Origin of the sequence: Archangium gephyra, assembly GCF_042230915.1 — a bacterium.
GTDB classification, from domain to species: Bacteria; Myxococcota; Myxococcia; order Myxococcales; family Myxococcaceae; genus Archangium; species Archangium gephyra_B.
Genome location: NZ_CP102578.1, coordinates 2,797,365 through 2,821,873 on the forward strand (window position 1 = coordinate 2,797,365; position 24,509 = coordinate 2,821,873).

Consider the following 24,509-nt stretch of genomic DNA (forward strand, 5'->3'; position numbering starts at 1 on the left):
CCTATACTCCTCGCGCCTATGAGCCTCCATGTCCTCCCTCCGATGACCCGCGTGCACGGCACGCATGTCTGGCTGCCCAGGCCGGACGGGTTCGTCGAGACCTCCCAGTTTCCCGGGCTGGGGGACCCGCACAGCGGCGCCGTCATCGCGGTGACGGAGCTGCCCGACCCGTACCCGGCGCTCGCCCGGGGGCTCACCGCCGAGCAGCTGGCGCCCCAGGGCATCCGGCTGCTCTCCCGTGAGCCGCTGCGCGCGGGAGTGCACGAGGGGACGCTCCTGCATGTCGAGCAGGAGCAGCGGGGCATCCTCTTCGACAAGTGGATGGCCGTCCTCGGAGACGCGCGCGGCTCGGTCATGGTGGTGGCGAGCTGCCGTGCCGAGCGGGCATCGGAGCTGTCCTCGCGGCTGCGCACCCTGGTGATGGCCGCCCGTTGGGAGCCCGAGGCGGAGCAGCCTGAGCTTCCGCCCTTCCTGCTCGACTCGCCCTCCGGCTTCCAACCCGCCCAGCGCATCCAGCACGGCGTGCTCTTCACCGAGTCCGGCCGGGTTCCCGGCCCCGGCAGCGAAGCGCCCTACCTCATCGTCACCCCGTTGCCCGGTGCCTCGGACTCGCTCTCTCCGCGCGAGCTGTCCGAGGTGTCTCTGCGGCGCATGCCCGGCGTTGATGAGGTGGAGCTCGAGTCCGGTGGGCCCGTGCTCGTGAGTGGAATGCGCGGGTATGAGCTGGTGGCTCATGGCACGCAGCGTGATACGGGCCGGGCGCTCTTCATCTACCAGTTGCTGCTCGCGGGCACCGACGGCTTCGTGCTCGTCCAGGGCCGGGCCAGCGCCGTCGCCCAGGAGTCGATGCTGCCTCGCATGCGGTCGGCGGCTCGCAGCGTGCGCCGCACGGGGTAGCGGCTCACGGTGGCCCTCGGTTGACCCTCACCCCCGCCCTCTCCCAGAGGGAGAGGGGGTTTACACGGGTTCAACCCGGGGCCTCGATACCCTCACCCCGTCCCTCTCCCGAAGGGAGAGGGGATATTGGAGGGAGGTTGGGGGCAGTGGACCTCCCGGGGTCAGGCGGCCCCGGCTCCGGGCATGTCTCCCACTCCGCGGATGAGCACCTCGCGCGGCTTCGCTCCGTCCGCCGCGCCCACCACTCCGTCGCGCTCCATCCGCTCGATCATGCGCGCCGCACGGTTGTAGCCGATGCGCATCTTGCGCTGGAGCATCGAGATCGACACCGCCCTCATCTCGCTCACCGTCGCCAGCGCCTGATCGTACAGCTCGTCCGACAGCTCGTCCTCCTCGCCACCACCGCCCTCGCCCTCCTCGTCGCGCGGCTTGAGGATGGACTCGTCGTAGACCGGCTTGCCCTGCGCCTTGAGGTGATCCACCGCCTTCTTGATCTCGTTCTCCGAGACGAACGCGCCGTGCACACGCTGCAGGTGCGCGCTCGTGGGCGGCATGATGAGCATGTCGCCCATGCCCAGCAGGGCCTCGGCGCCCACCGTGCCCAGAATCGTCATCGAGTCCGGCTTCGAACGCAGCATGAAGCTGATGCGCGTGGGGAAGTTGGCCTTGATGATGCCCGTGACGACGTCCGTCGACGGGCGCTGCGTGGCCACCATCAGGTGGATGCCGGCCGCGCGAGCCATCTGCGCCAGGCGCGCCACGTACGTCTCCACCTCGCGGCTGGCCACCATCATCAGGTCCGCCAGCTCATCGATGATGACTACGATGTAGGGCAGCTTCTTCCACTCCCGCTTCTCCTCCCGCGACGACTCCGACTCCCCGGCGGCCTCGAGCGCGGCATCCACGGCGTCGGACATCCCGTCGTCGTCCTCGTCCTCGTTCGCGGCCTGGGCGCTCTCCGGAGCCTCCTCGGGCTCGGGCAGGGCCTCGCGCAGATCCTCCATGTCGTCCCTGGGCGCGGCGACCCCGGGACCCGTGCTCGCGCTGGCCGAATGCGACTCCTCGATGACGGCGTCCTCGGGAGTGGCCACGTCCACCACGACCACCTTCTTGGGCTTCTTCGGCGCGGCCTTCTTCGCGGACTCCTCGGCGGGCTTCGCGTTGGACTTCTCCGCGTCCTGCGTCTCCACGAACTTGTTGAAGCCGGCGATGTTGCGCACGCCCGCCTCGGACAGCATCTGGTAGCGCCGCTCCATCTCCTCCACGGCCCAGCGCAGCGCGAGCGCCGCCTTCTTCGGGTCCGTCACCACCGGCAACAGCAGGTGCGGAATGCCCTCGTACACCGAGAGCTCGAGCATCTTCGGGTCCACCATGATGAAGCGGACCTCCTCCGGCGTGGACTTCAGGAGGATGCTCATGATCATCGAGTTCACCGCCACGGACTTACCCGAGCCGGTGGTGCCTGCGATGAGCAGGTGGGGCGCCTTGGCCAGGTCGAAGACGTACGGCATGCCCTCGATGTCCTTGCCCACGCACATGGTGAGCCGGCTGCCGGCCTTCTGGAACACGTCCTGCTCGGCAATTTCCTTCAGGTACACCGTCTCGCGGTCGCGGTTGGGCACCTCGATGCCCACCACGCCCTTGCCGGGGATGGGCGCCACGATGCGCACCCGCATGGCCTCCATGGCCATGGCCAGGTCGTCCTGGAGCGCGGCGATCTTGCTCACCTTGATGCCGGGCCCCGGGAGGAACTCGTACATGGTGACGACGGGGCCGGGGCGGATCTCCACCACCTCGCCGGAGATGCCGAAGTCGGCCAGCTTGGCGCGCAGCTTCTCCGCCGTGGTGAGGAAGGCGTCCTTGTCGAGCGCCGAGCGCTCCTTCTTCTCGATCTCCAGCACGTCCAGCGGGGGCAGCGAGAAGCTGGTGCGGCCACCGACGAACTTGAACTGCTCCTGGTCCTTCTTCTTGACGGCGACGGCGGTGGGCTTGGGCGGCGCCTTGGGCTCCACGATGAGCGGCGTGCGCGCCAGTGCCGAGGGCGGAGCCGGCACGATGGCCGAGGGCGAGGCCGGAGCCTGGGCCGCCAGCGCGGGCGCCGCGGACATGGGCGCAGCGGCCTCCAGGGGCTCGGAGGCCTGCGCGTCGGCGGGCGTCTCGGGGCCGGTGACGATGTTTGGCGCCTTGCCGCGCTTGCCCTTCGCGGCGTCGGCCGGAGGCGCGGCGGGCACGGTGGGCACCGCGTTGGCGGCGGGCGAGGGCGACAGGAAGGAGGCCCACACCGGGTCCGCTCCCTGCGCCGGGCGCGCGGGCGCGGACGGAGGCGTCACGATGACGGGCTGCTGGCCAGCGGGAAGCTCGGGCCGCTTCTCCCGGGCCTCGCGGGCGGTCTGCTTCGCTGTCTCTCGCGCGTCCTTGGCGGCCTGCTTCGCGGCGGCGGCGCGATCCTTCTCCTCCTGGCGGGCCAGACGCACGGCCTCCTCGGCCATGGCCTCCTGCTCGGCCTCCTCCGCCTCCAGCGCCAGCCGCTCGGCCTCCTCCAGCTCGGCCTCCTCCTCCTCGAGCTGCGAGAGGAAGGCGTCCTCCTCCTCCTTCTCCTGGGCGGCGCGCTCCTGGCGCTCCTTGTACGCCTCCTTCTGCTGCTCCCAGAAGAGCAGGGCGTTCTCCTGCACGCGCCGGCCCACCACGCACGCCCCGGCCCAGGCCAGCGAGCACAGCTTGAGGAAGGTGTACTGGGTGCCGACGATGAGCGCGGCGGCGCACACCGTGGTCACCAGGATGATGGTGCCGACGGTGGAGAACAGCCCCACCAGGATGCCGCCGAGCGTGGCGCCGACGAAGCCTCCGGGCGGGTGGGCCTGGCCGGGCTGGTTGCCGAGGAAGAGCTGGGCCAGCACCGCGCCGCTCAGGGTGAGCAGCACCAGCGCCACCAGCTGCGGCCAGCGGCGCCGCTCCCGGTTGCCCACGAAGACGACCATGGCCGCATAGACGCCGCACAGCGGGAGCAGATAGGCCCACATCCCGAGCATGCCCCGCAGGCCCTCGGCGATGAGGTGGCCCATGGGCCCCACCGCGTTCTCGAAGCCGGGCCCCTTGCGGTCCTTCGCGCTGAAGGTCGCCACCGACACCAACGACAGGATGGAGACGGCCATCAGAAAGAGGCCCAGCAGTGCCCGTTGTCCGGGACCTGCCTCGGCGACTCCCTTCTGCGCCTTCTTCTCCGCCAGTGCCTTGCGGCGCGTGGCGATCTCCTGCCGCGAAAGGACCGTCTTCTCCGCTCTGGCCTTCCGTTCCGCCATGACTTCCTCACACTCCCCGTAGCGGGCTGTAGCAGCCGTGGGCGGAGTGTAGGGAGGGAGGGGGTCCGGTCAATTTTCCGGCGGGCCGTCCAGAGGTACACGCCGCTACCACTTTGAGGCACCGGCCGGGAACGGAGCATGTATGTTGCTTTCGCCGCGTAGCGGAACCAAGGAGACCTACATCATGGCCACCCAGGACAAGCCGTCGTCGACCGAAGAGGAGTACTTCGCGCGCGAGGAGATCGAAAAGAAGCGCAAGCTGGCCATCCAACAGTCCCAGTCGATGGCCGCCCAGGCGCGCGAGGACCTCAAGAAGCTGCATTACATGAAGTGCCCCAAGTGCGGCATGGACCTGCAGACGGTCAAGCACGGCGACGTGGACATGGAGACCTGCTTCAACTGCCACGGCATCTTCCTGGACGCCGGCGAGCTGGAGCGGCTCCAGAAGAACATGGCGCACGAGAACAGCGGCAAGTGGATGGGCGCCGTCCTCAACCTCTTCAAGAACAAGTAGCCCGCTGGAGGTTCGCTCCATGAAGCTCACCGTCGAGCAGGTCCGGCATGTGGCCACCCTGGCCCGGCTGTCGCTCTCGTCCGAGGAGGAGGAGCGCTACGCCACGCAGCTCTCCGCCATCCTGGACGCGGTGGTGCAGCTCCAGGAGCTCGACGTGAGTGGAGTGGAGCCGACCTCGCACGCCACGCTCGCGTCCTCGCTGCTGCGCGAGGACGTGATGCGGCCCTCGCTGCCACCGGAGAAGTCGCTGGCCAACGCGCCGGCCAAGGTGGGCACGAGCTTCGCCGTCCCGAAAATCCTGGAGTGACGCCATGCCGCTGACCGACCTCACCCTGCTGGAGCTGGCGGCGAAGCTGGCCTCGGGGGAAACCACCTCCGTGGAGGCCACCCGGGCGTGTCTGGCGCGCATTGCCCAGGTGGACGGGAAGGTGAAGGCCTTCCTGCGGCTGGACGAGCACGGCGCGCTGGCGGCAGCCGAGGCCAGTGATGCCCGGCGCAAGAAGGGCAACCCCCTGGGCCCGCTGGATGGCGTGCCGGTGGCCGTCAAGGACATCTTCCTCACCGAGGGCGTGGAGACGACGTGTGCCTCGCGCGTCCTCGAGGGCTTCGTCCCCCCGTACGACGCCACGACGGTGCGGCTGTTGAAGGAGGCGGGGACGCCCATCCTGGGCAAGCTCAACCAGGACGAGTTCGCGATGGGCTCCTCCAACGAGTCGAGCGCCTATGGCCCCTGCCACAACCCGTGGGACCTGACGCGCACGCCGGGAGGCTCCTCGGGAGGCTCGGCGGCGGCGCTGGCGGCGCGCGAGGTGTTCGGCACGTTGGGCACGGACACGGGCGGCTCCATCCGCCAGCCGGCGGCGCTCACCAACACCGTGGGCCTCAAGCCCACCTACGGGCGCGTGTCGCGCTACGGCGTCATCGCCTACGCCTCCTCGCTGGACGCGCCGGGCCCCATGGCTCGCACGGTGGGGGACGTGGCGGCGCTGCTGCAGGTGCTGGCGCGGCATGATCCGCGGGACTCCACCTCGGCGCCGGCGGACGTGCCGGACTACCTGGCGGACCTGGAGCACGGGGTGGCGGGGCTGAAGCTGGGCGTGCCGCGCGAGTACTTCGTCGAGGGCATGGACCCCGAGGTGGAGGCGTCGGTGCGCGAGGCCCTCAAGGCCTACGAGCGGCTGGGCGCCACGCTGGTGGACGTGTCCCTGCCGCACACGAAGTACGCGCTGGCCACCTACTACCTGCTGGCCCCGGCGGAGGCGTCGAGCAACCTGGCCCGCTACGACGGCGTGCGCTACGGCCTGCGGGCGCGCGATGCCAAGGGCCTCAAGGACATGTACGGCCTGACGCGCGACCAGGGCTTCGGCCCCGAGGTGAAGCGCCGCATCATGCTGGGCACCTACGCGCTGAGCGCGGGCTACTACGACGCCTACTACCTGAAGGCCCAGAAGGTGCGGACGCTCATCCGCGACGACTTCGCCAAGGCCTTCACGCAGGTGGACGCGCTGGTGACGCCCACCTCGCCGGTGCCCGCCTTCAAGCTGGGCGAGAAGGTGAATGATCCCCTGTCCATGTACCTCATGGACGTGTGCACGCTGCCGTGCAACCTGGCGGGACTGCCTGGCCTGTCGCTGCCGTGCGGCTTCACCAAGGCGGGACTGCCCATCGGATTGCAGCTCATGGGCCGCCCGTTCGACGAGGCGAAGTTGCTGAGAATCGCCCGGGCCTTCGAGCGCGAGCACGACTACGTGCGCCGCCCGGCCCCCATCTAGAGAGGACTTCCGGAGACGCCATGCCCCTGAGCGATTTCCAGCCGGTCATCGGGCTCGAGGTCCACGCCCAACAGCTGACGCACACGAAGATCTTCTGCGGCTGCTCCACCAGCTTCGGCGCGGCGCCCAACCACAACACCTGCCCGGTGTGCCTGGGCCTGCCCGGGGTGCTGCCAGTGCTCAACGCGCGGGTGGTGGAGTTCGCCATCCGCACGGGACTGGCGCTCGGCTGCACCATCAAGAAGACGAGCGTGTGGAGCCGGAAGAACTACTTCTATCCGGACCTGCCCAAGGGCTATCAGATTACCCAGTTCGACCAGCCCATCTGCGAGTGGGGGCAGCTGACCATCGACACGCCCGAGGGCGAGAAGGTCATCCGCGTGCGCCGCATCCACATGGAGGAGGACGCGGGTAAGAGCGTGCACGACGCCTCGGCGGCCGAGAGCCTGGTGGACCTGAACCGCGCGGGCGTGCCGCTGCTGGAGATCGTCAGCGAGCCGGACCTGCGCAGCGCGGACGAGGCGGTGGAGTACCTCCGGTCCCTGAGGGACGTGCTGGTGTACCTCGGGGTGAACGACGGGAACATGGAGGAGGGCTCGCTGCGCTGTGACGTCAACGTGTCGGTGATGCGCAAGGGCAGCACGGCGTACGGCCAGCGGGTGGAGCTGAAGAACATCAACTCGTTCCGGTTCATCAAGCAGGCCACCGAGTACGAGATCGCCCGGCAGGTGGATGTCCTCGAGTCGGGTGGGAAGGTGGATCAGGAGACGCGGCTGTACGATCCGAACAAGGGCGTGACGCGCTCGATGCGCTCGAAGGAGGAGGCGCACGACTACCGCTACTTCCCGGAGCCGGACCTGCCGCCGCTGCACCTGACGGACGCGCAGATCGACGACGTGGCGAAGTCCCTGCCGGAGCTGCCGCGGGCGAAGGTGTCGCGCTTCACGAGCCAGTACGGGCTGCCGGCGTACGACGCGAAGATTCTGTGCGCGGAGCGCCCGCTGGCGGACTACTTCGAGGCGGTGGCGCAGCACTTCAAGGAGTACAAGCGGCTGTCGAACTGGTTCCTCGGAGAGCTGCTGCGGCTGCTGAAGGAGGAGGGCGGGAGCGTCACCACGCTGCGCTTCTCCACGGTGCACTTCGCCCAGCTGCTGGCGGCGGTGGAGAAGGGGACCATCTCGGCGAACGCGGGCAAGGACGTGTTCGGGGAGATGTTCCGCACGGGGAAGGAGCCCGAGGCCATCATCGCGGAGAAGGGCCTGGCGCAGGTGAGCGACACGGGCGCCATCGAGGCGGTGGTGGACGAGGTGCTGGCGAAGAACGCCGGTGAGGTGGAGAAGTACAAGGCCGGCAAGAAGCACATCTTCGGCTTCTTCGTGGGCCAGGTGATGCGGGCGATGAAGGGCAAGGGCAACCCGGCCCTCGTCAACGAGCTGCTCAAGAAGAAGATCGGCGAGTAGCCCTTCCGGCCGCTCGGGATGCCACGGCGGGCCCCTCATCGGAGCCCGCCGTCGTGCTTCTACATGTTCGAGTCTGGGAAGCTCGTCTGCGCGATGACACCCACCCAGCTCAGCTGGCTGCCATCGGAGCGCAGTCCGGCCAGGTATCCCCCGGCGTCACGGCCCACCAGGTCCTGCTTGCCATCCCCGTCGTAGTCCATGACGAAGAAGCGATTGGGGCCGTTCCACCCCTGGGCGTCGCTCAGGCTCGTGGAGGCAATCTCGTGATAGGTCATGTGCGTGCGCTCGGAGCGCAGCACCGCGAAGCCGCCCCAGGAGTTGCGCGTCACCAGGTCATCATCGCCATCCCCGTCGTAGTCCATGGCGTAGAACCGGTTGCCGCTGCCCCAGCCCGCGACGTCCGAGTAGCCCGTCCCGGCGATCACCCCTACCCATTCGAGCTGGGTGCCCGTCGAGTGCAAGCCCACGATGTTGCCTCCGGCGTCACGGCCCACCAGGTCGTCCCGGAGATCGCCGTCGTAGTCCATGACGAAGAAGCGATTGGCGGTGTTCCAGCCCTGGCCGTCACTCAGATGAGAGTAGGTGGGGGACAGCGCACCCGCGGGGGTCAGGCTCGTGCGGTCGGAGCGGATGGCCTCGAAGCCGCCTGCGGCGTTGCGCAACACCAGGTCCTCATCTCCGTCCCTGTCGTAGTCCATGGCGTAGAACCGGTTGCCGGTGAGCCACCCCGCGGCATCCGAGTAGCCCGTCATGCCGATGATTCCCACCGGGATGAGCTTCGTCCCATCCGAGCGCAGGCCGTGCAGGGTGCCTTGGGCGTCGCGGGCCACCAGATCGCTGTTCCCATCCCCGTCGTAGTCCATGACGAAGAAGCGGTTGGGATCCGTCCAACCATTCGCATCGGAGAACTCCGTCTGCGTGAGGCCCACGGCCGCCGGTGCGCTCATGCGCGTGAACTTGAACGCTCCAGAGGCGGAGCGCTCCACGAAGGCGTCCTTCATGTCTCCGGCGACGTCCATCATGAAGAGGCGGTTGTTGTAGTCCCCGCTGAGGCGGAAGGTGCGCGTGCCCAGCAACAGGTGTTGCCGGCGCTGGACGTCTGCGGCGTACACGTAGACGGTGTGCTGCTGCCCATCGTGGTAGGCATAAGGAATGGAGAAGGTGAACCCAGGCATTCCCGCGGCCTGGCGATCCCGGTAGGTGTTGTTGACATCCGGCCGCGGCAACGTGGTCCATGCCTTGCCTACGAACCTGTCGCTGTTCGCGTCGCCGTCGATGTAGAAGTGGATCTCCATGGCGTTGCTCGCGGAGTCCAGGTCGAGCCCCCAGCCAGACAGCTGGCCACTCGGGGAGAGGGCGTTGACGTCGCCCGCCAGCCGGACGTCACCGGTAGGGAAGCGCGACAGGGCACCGGCCGGCACGATCCGGATGTTGGCCATATCCAGGCCAATCTCCCGGATGTCGTCCTCGCTCTGCATGTGGTACTTCGCCGAGCCCAGGATCACGTAGACCGCCGGATGGTTCCACTCGCGCAGGAGCGTCCGGTTGAGCGGGGTGGAGCGCAGCCGTGCGAAGGAGTTGCTGGGCACGTCCTTCACGCCTCGCATCTCACTGGGGAGGTGGGCGCGCACGTTCTCGAGCTCCTCCATGCTGGAGATCCAGAAGGCTGTGCCTCCCTGGACGATGGAGATGGAACCGTTGGGCTCGCGCAGCAGTTGGTTGTCACTCGGCAGCCGGGGCAGGGAATACAGCGCGCCTGCGGGCAGGTCATGCACCGGGACATCCGTGCGTCCCGTCGCCGCGGCAAGGGCGTTCAGCTCGGACAGGCTGGGGATGGGGAAGGCCGCGCCCCCATACGTCACGGCGATGGTCCCATCCGGATCCCTCCAGAAGGTGGCGTCAAGCGGGCTCAACCGGAGGGGCGCGTTGGCCCCCGCGGACGGCCAGGCGGGAAGGCTTCCCAGCAAGCCCCAGGGCAGGGGATTGACCTGTCCCCCCAGGACTCCCAGCTCGTTCAGCTCCACCATGTCGAGCACATCCCGGCGGGCCCCCTGGTACATGTACACGATAGCGCCGGAGGCATCGCGCAGCACCGTGCCATCGCGCGGCAGCGGACGCAGGGACGCGAGGGTTCCGCTCGGCACGGGACCGACTTCCGATGGGCTCATCCCCAGCTCCGCCTGGATCCTGCCCAGATCCTCCAGGCTCGCGATGGGAAACGCGGCGCCTCCGTGAACCACCGCGATGGTGCCATCCGGCTCACGCAAGAAGGTGGCTTCCCGTGGCGTGGTGGGAATGTCGGCCAGTTGCTGGGCGGAGATGTTCTGGATGTCGGCGGTGCTCTTGCCCAACGACGCCAGCAGCGTGTTCAGCTCGGCTTCATTGGGAATGACGAAGCGGCCAAAGCCCTGGACGACATGGATCGTGCCGGAAGGATCGCGCAGCAGCGTGCCATCCGGGTAGTAGGGGTGTGCACCGAGTGTCTTGGCGAGGCTCGCGCGAATGAAGCGCGCATAGGCGCGATGCCCCTCCTCGTTGGGGTGGGCGGTGCCCGTCGTCTTCGCGGTGTCGTTGGGCCCCTGGACGGCGACAGCGTCCGTGGCCGTGCGGAACCAGCGATTGGCGCCCGCGCACAGACCATGTGTCTTGGACGCCTCCTGGATGCCGCCGACATAGTGCCACGGCCGGCCGGCCGTGCGTTGGCTGGTCACCGCGGCCGTCATTTCATCGGACAGCGGCTTGAGGAAGTTCTGCTGAATCCAGCCCAGCTCTCCCTGATGCCGGACGATGCCATCGACGGCAATGCCGCTGAAGATGTCGGTGTTGTCACCCACTTCCTTCAGGATGCTGCTGCAGGTCTCTCCATTGGCGTCACGCGAGAAGTCCGGGTACTCGGTGAGATAGACATTGGACACGTTCAGCGAGCTCGCGATCCGGTCCCCCAGCGCCGCGTAACGAGTTTGCATCGCGGCGCGCAGGGTGCTCACCCCGGAGCTCAGGTGGTCTCCGTCCGCATGGATATGGCAATTGGTCGTGGCCACGCAGTGCTTGAGGACATCCCCGAAGCCCATGTCATTGCCGCCCGCGCTGATGACCAGCGCATCGATGCGGCGCTGCCCGGCGATGCTGGCGAGCTGCTGCACCTGGGGCTTGAGGAATTGATCCGTGGGCCACGGCCCATCCACGGGCGAGGGGCGCTCGATGCCGATGTAATCGAAGAGGATGCCGGAGCCCAGATAGCTGCCCTCTTCCTTGAAGGTCGACAAGGGGCCTTGATTGTAGGTTGCACGGCTGATGGTGGCGCCGGAGCAGGCCAGCGAGACATAGGTGACGGAGGTGCGGCGGTCCTGCTCCTCGAGCTGCTGGGCCGCGAGTGCGGTCCCTGCCTTGAACGAGCGATGGCAGCGCTGGTCGGCCCATCGGGCGGGCTGGCCCCCGCTCCGGGGGACGTCGGGATTGCCCTCGCCCGAGCCATAGGAGTCACCGAGCGCGACGATGACCCAGTCCTTCACCACCACCTGCTGGACGTACTGGCGTGACTCGCCCGAGGACTCCCGGATGGTCAGCGTCACCTCGTACGCCCCCTGTCCCGGGAAGGAGGAGGTGAAGCGGCAGCCCTGATCCAGGTACGTCACCCGCCAGCTGTCCCCCGCGCTGCGCTTCACGAACCACTGATAGGTGTAGCCCGGATCCGTGGTGGGGCACCCGTCCAGGGTGACCATGAAGGACTGGGGATTCAGATAGCCGTAGAGGTCGTCGATGTTGCGTTGACCGTCCGCATTGAGATCGCGGTAGTCGCGTACTCCATCCCCATCCAGGTCGACCGGAAAGCGCTCCTCCATCGACCAGTCGAATCCCTGGGGAAGCGGATTGAACGTGCTCGACTGGAGCGGCGAGGAGGAAGACTCCGGCTCGGACGACTCGGTCGAGAAAGGAGAACTACAGGCCGCGACCCAGACCAGGGCGGCGGTCAGCAAGAAACGAAATGGACGAATCACGCGAGGAGGCTTCCTTGAAAATAAGGGAGCGCACCTCTAGCAGGATTTCCTCGGACCGCGATGTGAATTGGTTCACACGTTTCAGCGAGAGACCCCAGGTGCAAGTGATTCACATGGCATCCATTTCAATCGCTGAGGCCATGCCAGCACCTGGTGTCTTGCTCGGTGACCGCGCTGAGCGTGTGAGCTACTTCTTCGTCAGGGAGCCGTGCTCGACGAGGACGACGTCGCCATCCGCGGACGTCTTCCACTGAAGCTCGAACTCGACGGTGTCGAGCCAGATCAGATCACCGCTGACCAGGATGTGCTCGGTGCCGTTGATGACGCACTTCTGGTTCACATCGATTCGCGCGCCGTATCCGCCGTGTTCCGAGCCCGCGCGGTTCCCACTCAGGGCGCAGGGGGCGTCCCCGGTCCGCTCGCGGGTGATCGCGAGGACGCCCACACTCGTGTCCTCGGTGATCTTCCAGGTGTCCGTCACGGCCGTCGCGGCCTCCAGTTCCGGGGTACTCGCCGCGCGCTTCGAGGGGCCTTCGTAGGTTCCCGACCAGTTCTGCACGGCGCCGCAGCCAACGAGAAGCGAGAGGGAGAGAACGAGGGTGAGCTTCTTCATGATGGGTACATCCTCCTGTGATTGTTGGCCGCGCCCATTGCAGACCTCAGGCCATGTCCGCCCCTCTGGAGTTCCAAGGGTTTGCGTGTTACCCGGCCCGAGCGACGCTCCCGGCATGACGCGGCTGCCATGGCACCCACGCCCTGTCCGGTAGTGCTTGCTCCCTCGCTGCACAGGCGGCAGAACCGCGGCTGAACCCGCGTGCCCTCGCGATTACACTCCGCCGCCTCCGTGTCCCTCCCCTCGTCTCGTATTTCCGCAGCCCCCGGACCCTTCGTTCCCCCTCCGCCTTTCGGGACCCGGAAGGAGCTGGAGCAATGGGCGGAGTCTCACTCGCTCCAGGATGCGCTCGCGACCGCGGCGGAGGTGTTGCTGCCCGCGCTCGCCGTCGATGAGGCGCAGAAGAACAGCCTTCGCTACGCGCTCAGCGGCATGTCGGTCCGGGACGTCGGCTCTCACGAGGGCGCTTCGCGCTATCTGGGCGCTCGTGCTCGCGGCGTCCTCGTGGAGGCGGTGCCCCTCGCGGCCGCCGCGTTCCTGGCCGATGAAGCGGAGTCCCTCCGGCTCGGAGTGCTCGAGGAGGTGTCACGCCCGGAGTCTCACGACGACCCGGCCCTCGCGGTGTTCTGGACGAAGCTGCTGCAACTGCGGCGTGGCTTGCGTGCGCGTGCGCTTCCCCGGTCCCGCGCCGCGCGCGCCTCGGGGAGTTGGTCGTTTCTCGCCGAGCCCTGTGCCGTCGCCTGGAAGGAGCGCTGGCGGCGCGTCCGCGGTGGGCCGTCGTACGGCTCCTTCGCGGCCGAATCGAGACTGTCGTTTCCGAATGATGGCGAGCCCCGGCTCGAGTGCAGTTGCGAGGCCCGGGCAGGTGGTTGCTCGCACGCCCTCGCACTGGTGGATGCCACGCTGGACCTTCTCGAGGACCCCTCGCGACGCGACGAGGCGCGAGTCCTCGCCGATGAGCTCCTGAGGCCGTCCTGGGCCCGTGCCCTCAAGGCGCTCGAGGTGTTCGAGGCGAAGCTCGCCGAGCCGCGCGCCTTCATCGAGGTGTGGTGGCGCATCGAGCATGAGCTTGGGATGCTCACCGCGGTGCCGTCGGTGAAGAAGCGGAACCGCCGCGGCACGCTGACCTCGGGGGCCCGTACGACATCGGCGCGCCTGCTCGACGAGCACCGCGACTCCCTCTCCGACCAGGACCTGCGCGTCGCCGAGCTTCTCTCCTCCTGGTCGGCACGTCCGGGAGCCCGGGGCAGCACGTACGCGGCGCGGGCCTTCCTCGCGCTGGTGGGACATCCCCGGGTAGCGCTCGATGTGTCGCCGGATGAGCCGCTCGAGCTGAAGCGGGTGCGGTTGGGGTTCATCGCGGTCCCGGCCGGCGATCACATCCGGCTGGAGCCCTCCGTCGACGGCGAGGTCTTCGACGCACGCCTGCTCACCTCGTTGATGAAGTCCTTCGCGCCGGGCGAGCCGCTCTTCACCCCGGAGGAGCAGCGGGGCCGGTGTCTGCTGATCGACGTGAGCGACGAGGCCCGCCAGCTGTTCGAGCTGCTCCAGAAGCACGGCGCGCGGTTTCCACCCGAGGCGCAGCAGCCGCTGCTCGAGCGGCTCTCGCGTCTGGAGGCCCGCCTCCCGCTGGTGGTCCCGGAGTCGCTCAAGGGCCGCGAAATCAGCTCCGAGGCGGAGACGGTGGTGCGGTTGCGGCTGCTGCCGGACGTGTCGCTCGAGCTCGAGCTGTTCGTGCGTCCGGGTCCGGGGGCGCCGCTCTTCCATCCGGGAGTCGGGCCGCGGGACGTCCTGCTGCTGCGGGGTGCCGAGCGCGCGTACGTGCGGCGTTCCCTGCTCACCGAGGATGAGCGGGCGCGCGCGATGCTCTCGACGCTTCCGCTCGCCGGCGCGGAAGAAGGCCCCCCGCACTGCTTCCGGATGAGGGACACCGACTCGGCGCTGGAACTGGTCGCCGCCCTGCAGACTCCACCGCGCGGACTCGCCGTCGAGTGGCTCGATGAGCAGCCACGGGTCATGTCGTCGGTGGGCCCCGAGGCACTCAAGGTCCACATCGACCGGAAGCGGGATTGGTTCGGCATCAACGGCCAGCTGAAGGTCGAGGCCGGCCGGCTCGAGCTCGCGGTGTTGCTCGATGCGGCGCGGCGGCAGCAGCGCTTCGTGCGGGTCGACGAGCGGCGCTGGGTCGAGCTCAGCGACACGCTGCGCCATCGGCTCCAGGCCATCTCCGACCACGCCTTCATTCGAAGTGGACGGGTGGAGCTGTCGCCTGGCGCCGTCCCCGCGATCGACGCGCTCGGAGGCGCGGGGGCGGAGGTGGAGGCTGCCCCTTCCTGGCAACTGCTCACCGAGCGCCTCGCGGCCTCGTTGTCGCTCCGGCCGAAACCGCCCGCGTCGCTGAAGGCGACCCTTCGCGACTACCAGGTGGAGGGCCATGCGTGGCTCAGCCGGGTCGCCGCCTGGGGCGCCGGAGCCTGCCTCGCCGACGACATGGGCCTGGGAAAGACGGTGCAGGCGATCACGGTGCTAGTCGACCGGACGCGCCTGGGGCCCGCGCTCGTCCTCGCCCCCACGTCGGTCGGCTTCAACTGGGTGGAGGAGATCCGCCGGTTCGCGCCGGACCTCCGTCCCATGCTCTACGCCGAGCAGCCGGATCGCGCGGCCTGTCTCTCGAAGCTCACGAAGAAGGACGTGCTGATCGTCAGCTACGGCCTGCTCACGCGCGACATCGCGAGCCTGAGCGAGGTCTTCTTCGCCACCCTCGTCATCGACGAGGCGCAGGCGCTGAAGAATCCAACCACGCACCGGGCCCGAGCCGCACGGAAGCTGAATGCCGGCTTCCGGCTCGCGATGTCGGGCACGCCCCTGGAGAACCACCTCGGGGAATTGTGGAGCCTCTTTTCGATCGTCTTCCCCGGCCTGCTCGGAAGCTGGGAGCAGTTCCGCGAGCGCTTCGCCGGGCCCATCGAGCGCGGCAAGGACCCCGAGGCGCGCGAGGCGCTCTACCGGGTGCTCAAGCCCTTCCTGCTCCGGCGTACGAAGCGCGAGGTGGCACGCGAGCTGCCGTCCCGTACGGAGATTCAGGTCCCCATTGCCCTCTCCGAGGAGGAGTGGACGCTCTATGAGGATGCGCGCCTCGCGGCCGTGGCCGAGGTCTCGAAGGAAAGCAAGGGCGTGCGCAACGAGCAGCAGCAGTTCCAGGTGCTCGCGGCCCTGACGCGCCTGCGGCTGCTGGCCTCCCATCCTCGGCTCTATGACGCGCACTCGGGCGTCGGCTCCTCCAAGATGCGCCGCCTGCTCGAGCTGCTCGAGGAGCTGCGGAGCGCGGGGCACCGTGCGCTCGTGTTCAGCCAGTTCACCTCGCACCTCGCCCTGGTGCGGGAAGAGCTGGACCGGGCGGGGTTCCGCTACCAGTACCTCGATGGCGCGACCCCAGCGGGTGCACGGGCCAAGCGGGTGGAGGCCTTCCAGCGCGGCGAGGGAGACCTGTTCCTCATCTCGCTGAAGGCGGGCGGAACGGGGCTCAACCTGACGGCGGCCGACTACGTCATCCATCTGGATCCGTGGTGGAACCCGGCCGTGGAGGATCAGGCCACCGACCGGGCCCATCGCATCGGACAGGAGCGGCCCGTCACGGTGTACCGGCTCGTCACTCGCGGAACGATCGAGGAGCAGATCCTCTCGCTGCACGCGGACAAGCGTGCACTCGTGGCGGGCATTCTCGAGGGGACGGACGCCGCGGCGCGGCTGACGACGAAGGATCTCCTCCAGCTGCTGGAAGCGGGTGGTGCTCCCGTGCGCGAGGAGCCGTCCTCCGGGTCCGGAAGACTCGTGCACTGAAGGGCGGGTGCGAGCGGTTCGACCCGCTCGCACCGTGCGCCCGGCTACTTCACCTGGCGCATCAGGTCGAAGAGCGCGTACTTGATGCCGTTGGCATCCAGGTTCTTGGTCGTGTCGTCACGCAGCGCGCGGGCCTTGGCCATCCAGGCATCGATGTGGGGGCCGTTGGCGCCGTTGCCGAAGACGAGGTTGTGGGCATCGTCGAGCAGCTTGCGAAGCATGGTGTCGTCCGGCTTCGCCATCTGCTGGGCGGACGGAGCGCCCCGGAGCTCGTCGAAGAGGGCGTACTTGATGGCGTTGGCGTCCATGCCCTGGCCGGCCAGCTCGCGCGCCTTCTTCATCCAGCCATCGACGTTGGCGCCGTTGGCCTTGTTGCCGAAGGCGAGCTGGTGGGCCTCGTCCAGCATCTTGCGCAGCATGTTGTCGTCCGGCTTGGCCATCTGGTCGGCGGACGGAGTGCCGCGCAGCTTGTCGAAGAGGGCGTACTTGATGGTGTTGGCGTCCTTGCCCTCACCGGCCAGCTGCTGGGCGTACTTCATCAGCTCCTGGGACTTGGCGGCGTCGGGCTTCTTTCCCGGCCCGTTGATGAGCTGGTAGGCCTGATCCACCAGCTGGCCCAGCAGCTTGGCGTCCGGCTTCTCCATCTGCTGGGTGGACGGAGCACCCCGGAGTTCGTCGAAGAGGGCGTACTTGATGGCGTTGGCGTCCATGCCCTGGCCGGCCAGCTCGCGCGCCTTCTTCATCCAGCCATCGACGTTGGCGCCGTTGGCCTTGTTGCCGAAGACGAGCTGGTGGGCCTCGTCCAGCATCTTGCGCAGCATGTTGTCGTCCGGCTTGGCCATCTGATCGGCGGACGGAGTGCCGCGCAGCTTGTCGAAGAGGGCGTACTTGATGGTGTTGGCGTCCTTGCCCTCGCCGGCCAGCTGCTGGGCGTACTTCATCAGCTCCTGGGACTTGGCGGCGTCGGGCTTCTGGCCCGGCCCGTTGATGAGCTGGTAGGCCTGATCCACCAGCTGGCCCAGCAGCTTGGCGTCCGGCTTCTCCATCTGCTGGGTGGACGGAGCACCCCGGAGCAGATCGAAGAGGGCGTACTTGATGCCGTTGGCGTCCAGATTCTTGGTCGTGTCGTCACGCAGCTCGCGGGCCTTGGCCATCCAGCCGTCGACGTTGGCGCCGTTGGCCTTGTTGCCGAAGATGAGCTGATGGGCCTCGTCCAGCAGCTTGCGCAGCTGCGTGTCGCCGAGCTTGGCGCCTTCCGCCGGCGCATCGGCTGGCGGGGCAGGCGTCATGACGACGGGCGTCGCCGCGGCCTGCACCGAGAACGTGTTCTTCCTCACCGCCGTGTCGAAACCGGTCTGGAACGTGCTCGCGGTGCGGGCCGTGGGGGCCTGCGCCGTGGTGGCCGTGGTGCCCTTCCGGGTCTCGGTGGAGGAGGTGCTCTGCGTGGGCACGGAAGGCCGATTCTGTCCGACTTTCATGGTGTCTCCCCCCAGGGGGCACGGGGCTGTCAGTGGGAAATGAGCTGCCGCTGGCCTCCCCATTATCGGGACAACCCGGAAGGAGTTGCGTAGCCAGGGAGAGGCTGGGCCAGGGGTCCGGAAATCGAGGGGTTAGAAGAGCCGGACCCCCACGAAGAAGGCGGTGCTGAGGCCGAACCGGAGCCACCGGCGATCCTCCTCGGAGAAGTCGTACGTGCCCCGGGTGAGGGTGAGCGCATAGGTGCCGGTGGAGAGGCGCAGCCGGGCCTCGCCGCCCAGGAAGAAGCGGGAGGAGGGGGAGGGGAAGTAGTTTCCTCCCACGCCGAGGCCGAGGACGGCTCCCTGGCCACGGCCCTCGAAGCGATAGCTGGGGGAGGTGACGGTGGTGCGCGGTTGGATCACGCCTCCGAGCAGGACGCCGAAGAGGTCCACCTTGCTGTAGTTCCGATTGGCCAGGGTGAAGTGGTAGCCCAGGCGGCCAACGGCGGAGAGGTCCCAGCGCGAGGTGTCCTGCACGAGGAAGAGATTGGGGACCCAGCACGCGAGCGCGCACAGGTTGGCGCTGAGCTCCGCGCCGAGCGAGAGCGTGCCAGTGGCGATCGGGAGCACGCCCACCTCCACGGTGGCACCGGCCTCGACGGAGAGCGGGAGGAGCGAGGCCGCCCCCTCGGCGCGCAGATCGACGTTGCCCGGGCGCAGGAGGGGACGGGGCTGCTCCTGGGCCTCGGCCCGGCCGGAGGCCACCCCCAGCCCCACGAGCATTAGCAGGCTCCGGCAGCGGAAGAGGGCGGAGCGGCTCATCTCCGGGGCCGCTCCTGGGAAGGGCTCTCCGCCCATGGCTCGACGTGCGTGGGAGTCTCCACGCGGCCGAGGCTACTTGATGAGGCCGATCTCCCGCAGGCGCTGTTTGAGGAAGGCGTCGGCGGTGATGGGGGGCTGGCCGGGCTTCTCCGGCGTCACGGTGCCCGGCAGGGCCTCGAGCATGCACTCTGGATAGGGGTGCACGAAGAAGGGCATGGAGTAGCGCGTGTTGTCCTCGGCGGCCGAGGGCGGGTTGACCACGCGGTGGGTGGTGGCGGGGATGACGCCGTTGGTGATGCGGCTCATCATGTCGCCCGAGTCCACGACGATCTGCCCGCGCAGCGTGTCCACGGGAATCCACTCGCCATCGCGGGTGAGCAGCTCCAGGCCCGAGGCGGTGCCCTCGCACAGCAGGGTGATGAGGTTGATGTCCTCGTGCTCGGCGGCGCGCACCGCGCCCGGGATGAACTTCTCCTTCAGGGGCGGGTAGTGGATGACGCGGAGCACGGAGGTGCCGTCCTGCGCCATGTCGCTGAAGGTGTTGCGCTCGATGCCGAAGTACTCGGCCACGGCCTGCAGCATCAGCGCGGCGGCCTCGTCCAGCGCGTTGAAGAGGGAGAGCGTGTTGGGGCGGAAGGAGGGCACCTCCTCCGGCCAGACGTTGTAGGCGGCGGTGTCCGGGCGGCGCGGGTGGCCCTCGGGCAGGTCGCGCCCCACGTGCCAGAACTCCTTGAGGTCGCCCACGGTGCGGTTCTTCGCGTGCTCCCTGCCGAAGGGGGTGTAGCCGCGCTGGCCGCCGAACTCGGGCACGTGGTAGCGCTGCTTCACCTGCTCCGGCATGCGGAAGAAGGACTCCACGTCCGCGTAGGTGCGGCGGATGAGCCCGTCGTCGATGCCGTGGCCCTCGACGGAGACGAAACCGAACTCCTTGAGGGCCTCTCCGAACACCCGGACGAAGCGGGCACGCTCCTCGGGGCTGCCGGAGCGGTAGTGGGACAGGTTGACGAGGGGGATGCGGCGAGTCGTGCGGGACATGGCGGGCGCACTCTATCCGCCATCCCGGTGGGAGGTGAACTGCCCTCACCGAGACAGGCGCCGCCCCGTCTGGTTGACAGACGAACCTTTCTCCGGCAGTCACGCGCCCCTACACGAAGTGTGCTCCCGCCCGCTCTCGCGGTGAGTGCGGCGGGAGTCCGATTGAGGGAGGGAGGACCCATGAGGATGTTCCGGATCCGGCTGGCCCTGGCGCTGGCCTGCTGTGGTCTCACCGTTGCCGGTTGCGCGACGGAAGAGCAGCGGTTCTGTGCGCGTGCGGATGAGTGCAACTACCTCGTGGAGGGCTTGAGCGAGGACGAGTGCACGGACCAGTTCATGAGCTGCACGGATGATCTCACCGACCCGGAGCGCGCGGACTGGGACAAACTGATGGGCGAGTGCCTCCAGTTCCAGGCCTGCGACAACTTCAGGCGCTGTGTGGAGGGCACCATCTTCGCCTGCAGTCCGTAGTCTGCTCCAAGGTGGGAGCCCGGCCGGCTTCCGGCCCTGTCCAGGAGCCGCCGGGTCCTAGAAGATGGCCGCCTCGCAGGTGTTGCTGACGGCGTTGCTGTCGCAGACGGTGATGGACTGGAAGAAGGACGTCTGCTGCTCGGGCTGGCAGGTGCCGAGCCGCTGGTAACACTCCACCTGGGCCTCGAGCTGCTCCAGGTCCGCCCCGCCGCACTCCTGGAGGTTCTGCTCGCACCGGGCGGAGTCGAAGGCGGGCAGGGGGGCGCGCTCCACGCAGGGCTGGGACTTCCGGTCCACGTCGGCATAGGCCGCCGCCAGATCCTCGCAAGCCGTGCTCCGGCACCCGCCGAGGAGCGCCACCGCCGCCAGGGGGAGGAGCAGCCATCTGGACTTCCGCATCGGGAGCACTCCTTGTAGAAGGGAAGGGCCCAGCCTAGCGGCGGGGCAGGCGGCCGGGCGGGCGGGGAGCCCAGGCTGTCCACGGGTGGGCAGGTCGCCACACCCTCGCTATCTGCCTTGACTCCCCCGGCCTTCTCCCGTAGATCGGGCGACCTTTGCATCGTAGGACGGTTTTTCACGTCCGAAATGCACGCCGGCCTTTCACGGGTTGAATCAACCCGGAACAAAACTCAGGGGTTCAACGATGTACGCAGTCATTCGCACGGGCGGGAAGCAGTACCGCGTGGCCGAGGGCGACGTGCTCCGGATCGAGAAGGTCACGGGAGACGTCGGCGCTGAGGTGACCTTCAACGACGTCCTCATGCTCGGTGGGACCGACAGCCCGAAGGTGGGGCGGCCGACCGTGTCGGGCGCCAGGGTCGTGGGCAAGATCCTCGCCCAGGACAAGCACCGCAAGGTGCTGCACTTCCGCAAGGAGAAGGAGGGCTGGACGCGCCGCCGTGGCCACCGTCAGCCCTACACCGAGGTCAAGGTGACCTCCATCTCCGGCTAGTCCGGGTTACCACTTCCCGGAGCGCTGTGAGGCGCGCCGGCCGCATCAGGAATCGGTGTCATGGCTCATAAAAAGGGACAGGGTTCTTCGCGCAACGGTCGCGATTCCAATCCGAAGTACCGGGGCGTGAAGGTGTACGCCGGCGAGACCGTCAGCGCGGGGAGCATCCTCGTGCGGCAGGTCGGCACGGTCATCCACCCGGGCTCCAACGTGAAGCTGGGGCGTGACTTCACGCTCTTCGCCACGGCGGACGGAGTGGTGAAGTACGAGCGCCAGGGGCGGGACCGCAAGAAGGTCTCCGTCTATCCGGCCCAGGCGAGCGCCTAGTCCGCGCGTCGTCTGAAAGGGGAGCTGGCCTCGGCCGGTTCCCTGTTTGCCTCGTGAGCGGGTCGCTCCCGGTCCACACGCCTTGCTGGCGTTGGACATGGAGGCGGCCCGTTCCGCATTTCTGGGGTCTGGGATGAAATTCGTCGATGAAGTCCGCATCTTCGTGAAGGCCGGGGACGGGGGCAACGGGGCCGTTGCCTTCCGCCGGGAGAAGTACGTCGATCGCGGCGGCCCCAACGGGGGCGACGGTGGAGACGGCGGCTCGGTCATCTTCGAGGCCGATCCCCAGCTCACCACGCTGCTGGACTACCGCTACCAGCAGCACCACCGGGCGCGGGGTGGCGAGAACGGGATGGGCAGCGACTGCAATGGCCGCTCGTCCGAGGATCTGGTCCTCCGGGTGCCGGTGGGGACGATCATCCGGGACGTGGACACCGAGGAGGTGTTGGCGGACCTGAACACGGCCGGCGAGCGCACGGTGGTGTGCAAGGGCGGGCGGGGCGGGTTGGGCAACATGAACTTCGCCACCTCTACCCGGCAGACGCCGCGCTTCGCCCAGGACGGCACCAAGGGCGAGGAGCGCACCCTGCGGCTGGAGCTGAAGCTGCTGGCCGACGTGGGCCTGCTGGGCTACCCCAACGCGGGCAAGAGCACGCTCATCTCCGTCGTGAGCCGGGCGCGGCCGAAGATCGCCGACTACCCGTTCACCACGCTGGTGCCCAACCTGGGCCTGGTCCAGTACAAGGACGGCCTGTCCTTCGTCATGGCGGACATCCCCGGCATCATCGAGGGCGCCAGCGAGGGCGTGGGGCTGGGCCACCAGTTCCTGCGGCACGTGGAGCGCTGCAAGGTGCTCATCCACCTGCTGGACATGGGCACCGAGGTCGAGGACCGGGATCCGCTCAAGGACTTCGACGTCCTCAACGAGGAGCTGCGCAAGTACAGCGAGGAGCTGTCGCACAAGCCCCAGGTGGTGGCCGCCAACAAGCTGGATCTGCCGCACGCGCAGGAGCGGCTCGGGCGCCTGACGGAGGAGATGCGCAAGCGCGGCATCGCCGTGTTCCCCGTCTCGTGCGCCACGAACATGGGCATGCAGCCGCTGCTGGACGCGGTGGCCGAGGTGCTCTTCACCGGCCGCACCGACAAGCTGCACGTGGAGCCGCCGCCCAAGCCCCGGGCGGAGAAGAAGGCTCCTCCGGCTCCCGCGAAGAAGGCCGCGGCGGCGCAGAAGACCGCGCCCGTGAAGAAGGCGGCGGTGGCGGTGAAGAAGGCGCCCGCGAAGAAGGCGGCGGTGGCGAAGAAGGCGCCCGCGAAGAAGGCCGCGGCGGTGAAGAAGGCTTCCGCCAAGAAGGCCCCCGCGAAGAAGGCGGCGGTGGCGAAGAAGGCGCCCGCGAAGAAGGCCGCGGCGGTGAAGAAGGCCCCGGCGAAGAAGGCGGCCGCGAAGAAGGCGGCCGCGAAGAAGGCGCCCGTGAAGAAGGCAGCGGCGAAGAAGGCCACGCCGAAGCGGGCCCGGAGGTCCTGACGCGATGGCTGGTGGCGGCCCCCGTTACGAGAAGCTCGAGAAGGCTCCGATCGACGCGGAGTCCCTCCTGCTCGACGTGCGCAAGGAGAAGATCGACAAGGTCATCTCCCAGCGCACGCGCACCTTCACCATCGTGCTGGACCGGCTGGAGGACAGCTTCAACATGGCGGCGGTGCTGCGCACCTGCGAGGCCAATGGCCTCCAGGAGGTGCACATCATCGTCAACCCCGCGGCGCCCTTCATGCCCAACTCGCGGGTGGGGCAGGGGTGCGACAAGTGGCTCGACGTGAAGCTCTACAAGGACTTCGCCTCGTGCCGCGAGCACCTCAAGTCGCGCGGCTTCTCGCTGTATGCCTCGGCCATCCGCGAGGACGCCACCAGCCTGTACTCGATGCGCTTCGACTCGAAGATCGCCCTCATCTTCGGCAACGAGCGGGATGGGGTGAGCCAGGAGGTGCTGGACGGCTCGGACGGCACCTTCTGGATTCCGATGCGCGGCTTCAGCCAGAGCCTGAACATCTCCGCGGCCGCCTCGGCCTGCGTCACCCGGGCCATCTCCTGGCGCGAGGAGCACCTCGGGCGCGTGGGAGACCTCACCGAGGCCGAGGCCCAGGTGCTGCGCGATCGCTTCTATATGCTCGCCGTGAAACAGCGGAAGCGCATCTTCAAGAAGCAGCCTCCCGCCAGGCCTTGAATGCCGGGCCCGGGGGGCCGTCTGTAGGTACAGTTGGATTCGCGGGCGGCTCGCCCGCCTGGAGAGAGCCAAGCCATGTACCTCGAGAAGCTGCTCGTGACCCTGCTCGCCGCGCCGGTGATTGCTCCGGTGCCCTCCACCGTTGCCCAGCAGGTGGTCGCCCAGGCGCCCGCTCAGCCGGCCGCCCCTGCTCCGGCTGCTCCCAAGGCGGAAGCGCCGAAGGCCGCCGAGAAGAAGGTCGCTCCGGAGGTGAAGGAGTTGGTGGAGCGGATGCAGGCCTTCTACGAGAAGACGCAGGACTTCTCGTCCGACTTCAAGCAGGACTACAAGTACAAGGCCCTGCGGCGCACGCAGACGTCGACGGGCACGGTCATCTACAAGAAGCCGGGCCTGATGCGCTGGGAGTACCAGAAGCCCTCCGCGCGCACCTTCGTGCTGGCCGGCGAGAAGGTGTACGCGTACGACCCCGAGGCGCAGACGCTGAGCGTGGGCCGCATCGACACCAGCCAGCTCTCCGCGTCGGTGACGTTCCTCTTCGGCCAGGGGAAGCTGGCGGACGAGTTCTCCATCAGCAAGGGCGCGTGCAAGGACTGCAAGGGCACGCTGCTGGTGCTGGATCCGCTCAAGCAGGATCCGCGCTTCCGCCAGGTGCGCCTGGAGGTGGACCCGAAGACGGCGCAGGTGCTGAAGAGCACGGTGGTGGATCCGGACGGCAGCGAGAACGCCATCGCCTTCCTCAACCTGAAGACGAACGTGGGCGTCGGGGCGGATGCCTTCAAGATCAACCCGCCCGACGGCACGCGCATCGACGACTTCACCAAGCCGCGGAAGTAGCC

At 68.3% G+C, this 24,509-nt stretch carries 19 protein-coding genes; 12 read left to right on the plus strand and 7 right to left on the minus strand.

Annotated elements, in window-relative coordinates:
* Window positions 1-42: 42 nt before the first annotated feature.
* Window positions 43-897, plus strand: coding sequence for a hypothetical protein (locus NR798_RS11175; RefSeq protein WP_375771447.1), 855 nt, complete (start codon window positions 43-45; stop codon window positions 895-897).
* A gap of 161 nt (window positions 898-1,058) precedes the next feature.
* On the opposite strand, the gene NR798_RS11180 is transcribed toward NR798_RS11175, so the two are convergent.
* Window positions 1,059-4,196 (minus strand): DNA translocase FtsK 4TM domain-containing protein, encoded by a 3,138-nt coding sequence (locus NR798_RS11180; RefSeq protein WP_375771448.1) that lies wholly within the window; start codon window positions 4,194-4,196, stop codon window positions 1,059-1,061.
* A 184-nt stretch (window positions 4,197-4,380) separates the two neighbouring features.
* Here NR798_RS11180 and NR798_RS11185 point away from each other — a divergent pair, with 184 nt between their 5' ends.
* Genes NR798_RS11185 through gatB form a run of 4 tightly spaced genes read left to right on the plus strand, consistent with a single transcriptional unit; the run spans window position 4,381 to window position 7,942 of the window.
* On the plus strand, window positions 4,381-4,710 hold the full coding sequence (locus NR798_RS11185; protein WP_375771449.1) for a zf-TFIIB domain-containing protein: 330 nt from the start codon (window positions 4,381-4,383) through the stop codon (window positions 4,708-4,710).
* 19 nt (window positions 4,711-4,729) lie between these two features.
* Window positions 4,730-5,017, plus strand: a complete 288-nt coding sequence (gatC, locus tag NR798_RS11190; RefSeq protein WP_375771450.1) for an Asp-tRNA(Asn)/Glu-tRNA(Gln) amidotransferase subunit GatC — start codon at window positions 4,730-4,732, stop codon at window positions 5,015-5,017.
* Between the two features lie 4 nt (window positions 5,018-5,021).
* Window positions 5,022-6,482, plus strand: a complete 1,461-nt coding sequence (gene gatA, locus NR798_RS11195; RefSeq protein WP_375771451.1) for an Asp-tRNA(Asn)/Glu-tRNA(Gln) amidotransferase subunit GatA — start codon at window positions 5,022-5,024, stop codon at window positions 6,480-6,482.
* A 20-nt stretch (window positions 6,483-6,502) separates the two neighbouring features.
* Window positions 6,503-7,942: an Asp-tRNA(Asn)/Glu-tRNA(Gln) amidotransferase subunit GatB gene (gene gatB / locus NR798_RS11200; protein ID WP_375771452.1), complete on the plus strand. Its 1,440-nt coding sequence runs from the start codon at window positions 6,503-6,505 to the stop codon at window positions 7,940-7,942.
* A gap of 59 nt (window positions 7,943-8,001) precedes the next feature.
* Here the strand turns inward: gatB and NR798_RS11205 are convergent, their stop codons facing one another.
* Together NR798_RS11205 and NR798_RS11210 are read right to left on the minus strand one after the other, a co-directional pair.
* On the minus strand, window positions 8,002-11,940 hold the full coding sequence (locus NR798_RS11205) for an FG-GAP-like repeat-containing protein (protein ID WP_375771453.1): 3,939 nt from the start codon (window positions 11,938-11,940) through the stop codon (window positions 8,002-8,004).
* Between the two features lie 187 nt (window positions 11,941-12,127).
* Entirely contained in the window at window positions 12,128-12,553 is a 426-nt protein-coding gene (locus tag NR798_RS11210; protein ID WP_375771454.1) for a hypothetical protein, read from the minus strand.
* Window positions 12,554-12,922: 369 nt separating this feature from the next.
* Between NR798_RS11210 and NR798_RS11215 the strand changes: the two genes are divergently transcribed.
* Window positions 12,923-16,393, plus strand: coding sequence for a DEAD/DEAH box helicase (locus NR798_RS11215; RefSeq protein WP_375771455.1), 3,471 nt, complete (start codon window positions 12,923-12,925; stop codon window positions 16,391-16,393).
* Window positions 16,394-16,437: 44 nt separating this feature from the next.
* Here NR798_RS11215 and NR798_RS11220 read toward each other — a convergent pair whose 3' ends face one another.
* The 3 genes from NR798_RS11220 to NR798_RS11230 form a co-directional block, all read right to left on the minus strand.
* Window positions 16,438-17,871, minus strand: coding sequence for a hypothetical protein (locus NR798_RS11220; RefSeq protein WP_375771456.1), 1,434 nt, complete (start codon window positions 17,869-17,871; stop codon window positions 16,438-16,440).
* A 132-nt stretch (window positions 17,872-18,003) separates the two neighbouring features.
* On the minus strand, window positions 18,004-18,633 hold the full coding sequence (locus NR798_RS11225; RefSeq protein ID WP_375771457.1) for a hypothetical protein: 630 nt from the start codon (window positions 18,631-18,633) through the stop codon (window positions 18,004-18,006).
* Window positions 18,634-18,744: 111 nt separating this feature from the next.
* Window positions 18,745-19,707: an isopenicillin N synthase family dioxygenase gene (locus tag NR798_RS11230; RefSeq protein ID WP_375771458.1), complete on the minus strand. Its 963-nt coding sequence runs from the start codon at window positions 19,705-19,707 to the stop codon at window positions 18,745-18,747.
* A gap of 180 nt (window positions 19,708-19,887) precedes the next feature.
* Here NR798_RS11230 and NR798_RS11235 point away from each other — a divergent pair, with 180 nt between their 5' ends.
* A complete protein-coding gene (locus NR798_RS11235) occupies window positions 19,888-20,178 on the plus strand; it encodes a hypothetical protein (RefSeq protein ID WP_375771459.1) in 291 nt (96 codons plus the stop codon).
* 57 nt (window positions 20,179-20,235) lie between these two features.
* Here NR798_RS11235 and NR798_RS11240 read toward each other — a convergent pair whose 3' ends face one another.
* Entirely contained in the window at window positions 20,236-20,577 is a 342-nt protein-coding gene (locus tag NR798_RS11240; RefSeq protein WP_375771460.1) for a hypothetical protein, read from the minus strand.
* A 244-nt stretch (window positions 20,578-20,821) separates the two neighbouring features.
* On the opposite strand from NR798_RS11240, the gene rplU reads away from it, so the two are divergent.
* From rplU to NR798_RS11265, 5 genes are all read left to right on the plus strand, one after another.
* Window positions 20,822-21,130 carry a 50S ribosomal protein L21 gene (gene rplU / locus NR798_RS11245; RefSeq protein WP_047855917.1) on the plus strand — a complete coding sequence of 103 codons (309 nt, stop codon included), beginning with the start codon at window positions 20,822-20,824 and terminating at the stop codon, window positions 21,128-21,130.
* A 60-nt stretch (window positions 21,131-21,190) separates the two neighbouring features.
* A complete protein-coding gene (gene rpmA / locus NR798_RS11250) occupies window positions 21,191-21,457 on the plus strand; it encodes a 50S ribosomal protein L27 (protein WP_375771461.1) in 267 nt (88 codons plus the stop codon).
* 133 nt (window positions 21,458-21,590) lie between these two features.
* Window positions 21,591-22,979, plus strand: coding sequence for a GTPase ObgE (gene obgE, locus NR798_RS11255; RefSeq protein ID WP_375771462.1), 1,389 nt, complete (start codon window positions 21,591-21,593; stop codon window positions 22,977-22,979).
* 4 nt (window positions 22,980-22,983) lie between these two features.
* Window positions 22,984-23,673, plus strand: a complete 690-nt coding sequence (locus NR798_RS11260; RefSeq protein WP_375771463.1) for a TrmH family RNA methyltransferase — start codon at window positions 22,984-22,986, stop codon at window positions 23,671-23,673.
* A gap of 75 nt (window positions 23,674-23,748) precedes the next feature.
* Window positions 23,749-24,507 (plus strand): outer membrane lipoprotein carrier protein LolA, encoded by a 759-nt coding sequence (locus NR798_RS11265; RefSeq protein ID WP_375771464.1) that lies wholly within the window; start codon window positions 23,749-23,751, stop codon window positions 24,505-24,507.
* Window positions 24,508-24,509 lie beyond the last annotated feature (2 nt).

Bases quoted from the DNA above. Each gene is read 5' to 3' on its own strand.
- NR798_RS11175 (WP_375771447.1), top strand. From the start codon at position 43: ATGACCCGCGTGCACGGCACGCATGTCTGGCTGCCCAGGCCGGACGGG.
- NR798_RS11180 (WP_375771448.1), bottom strand. From the start codon at position 4,196: ATGGCGGAACGGAAGGCCAGAGCGGAGAAGACGGTCCTTTCGCGGCAG.
- NR798_RS11185 (WP_375771449.1), top strand. From the start codon at position 4,381: ATGGCCACCCAGGACAAGCCGTCGTCGACCGAAGAGGAGTACTTCGCG.
- gatC (WP_375771450.1), top strand. From the start codon at position 4,730: ATGAAGCTCACCGTCGAGCAGGTCCGGCATGTGGCCACCCTGGCCCGG.
- gatA (WP_375771451.1), top strand. From the start codon at position 5,022: ATGCCGCTGACCGACCTCACCCTGCTGGAGCTGGCGGCGAAGCTGGCC.
- gatB (WP_375771452.1), top strand. From the start codon at position 6,503: ATGCCCCTGAGCGATTTCCAGCCGGTCATCGGGCTCGAGGTCCACGCC.
- NR798_RS11210 (WP_375771454.1), bottom strand. From the start codon at position 12,553: ATGAAGAAGCTCACCCTCGTTCTCTCCCTCTCGCTTCTCGTTGGCTGC.
- NR798_RS11220 (WP_375771456.1), bottom strand. From the start codon at position 17,871: ATGAAAGTCGGACAGAATCGGCCTTCCGTGCCCACGCAGAGCACCTCC.
- NR798_RS11225 (WP_375771457.1), bottom strand. From the start codon at position 18,633: ATGCTCGTGGGGCTGGGGGTGGCCTCCGGCCGGGCCGAGGCCCAGGAG.
- NR798_RS11230 (WP_375771458.1), bottom strand. From the start codon at position 19,707: ATGTCCCGCACGACTCGCCGCATCCCCCTCGTCAACCTGTCCCACTAC.
- NR798_RS11235 (WP_375771459.1), top strand. From the start codon at position 19,888: ATGAGGATGTTCCGGATCCGGCTGGCCCTGGCGCTGGCCTGCTGTGGT.
- NR798_RS11240 (WP_375771460.1), bottom strand. From the start codon at position 20,577: ATGCGGAAGTCCAGATGGCTGCTCCTCCCCCTGGCGGCGGTGGCGCTC.
- rplU (WP_047855917.1), top strand. From the start codon at position 20,822: ATGTACGCAGTCATTCGCACGGGCGGGAAGCAGTACCGCGTGGCCGAG.
- rpmA (WP_375771461.1), top strand. From the start codon at position 21,191: ATGGCTCATAAAAAGGGACAGGGTTCTTCGCGCAACGGTCGCGATTCC.
- obgE (WP_375771462.1), top strand. From the start codon at position 21,591: ATGAAATTCGTCGATGAAGTCCGCATCTTCGTGAAGGCCGGGGACGGG.
- NR798_RS11260 (WP_375771463.1), top strand. From the start codon at position 22,984: ATGGCTGGTGGCGGCCCCCGTTACGAGAAGCTCGAGAAGGCTCCGATC.
- NR798_RS11265 (WP_375771464.1), top strand. From the start codon at position 23,749: ATGTACCTCGAGAAGCTGCTCGTGACCCTGCTCGCCGCGCCGGTGATT.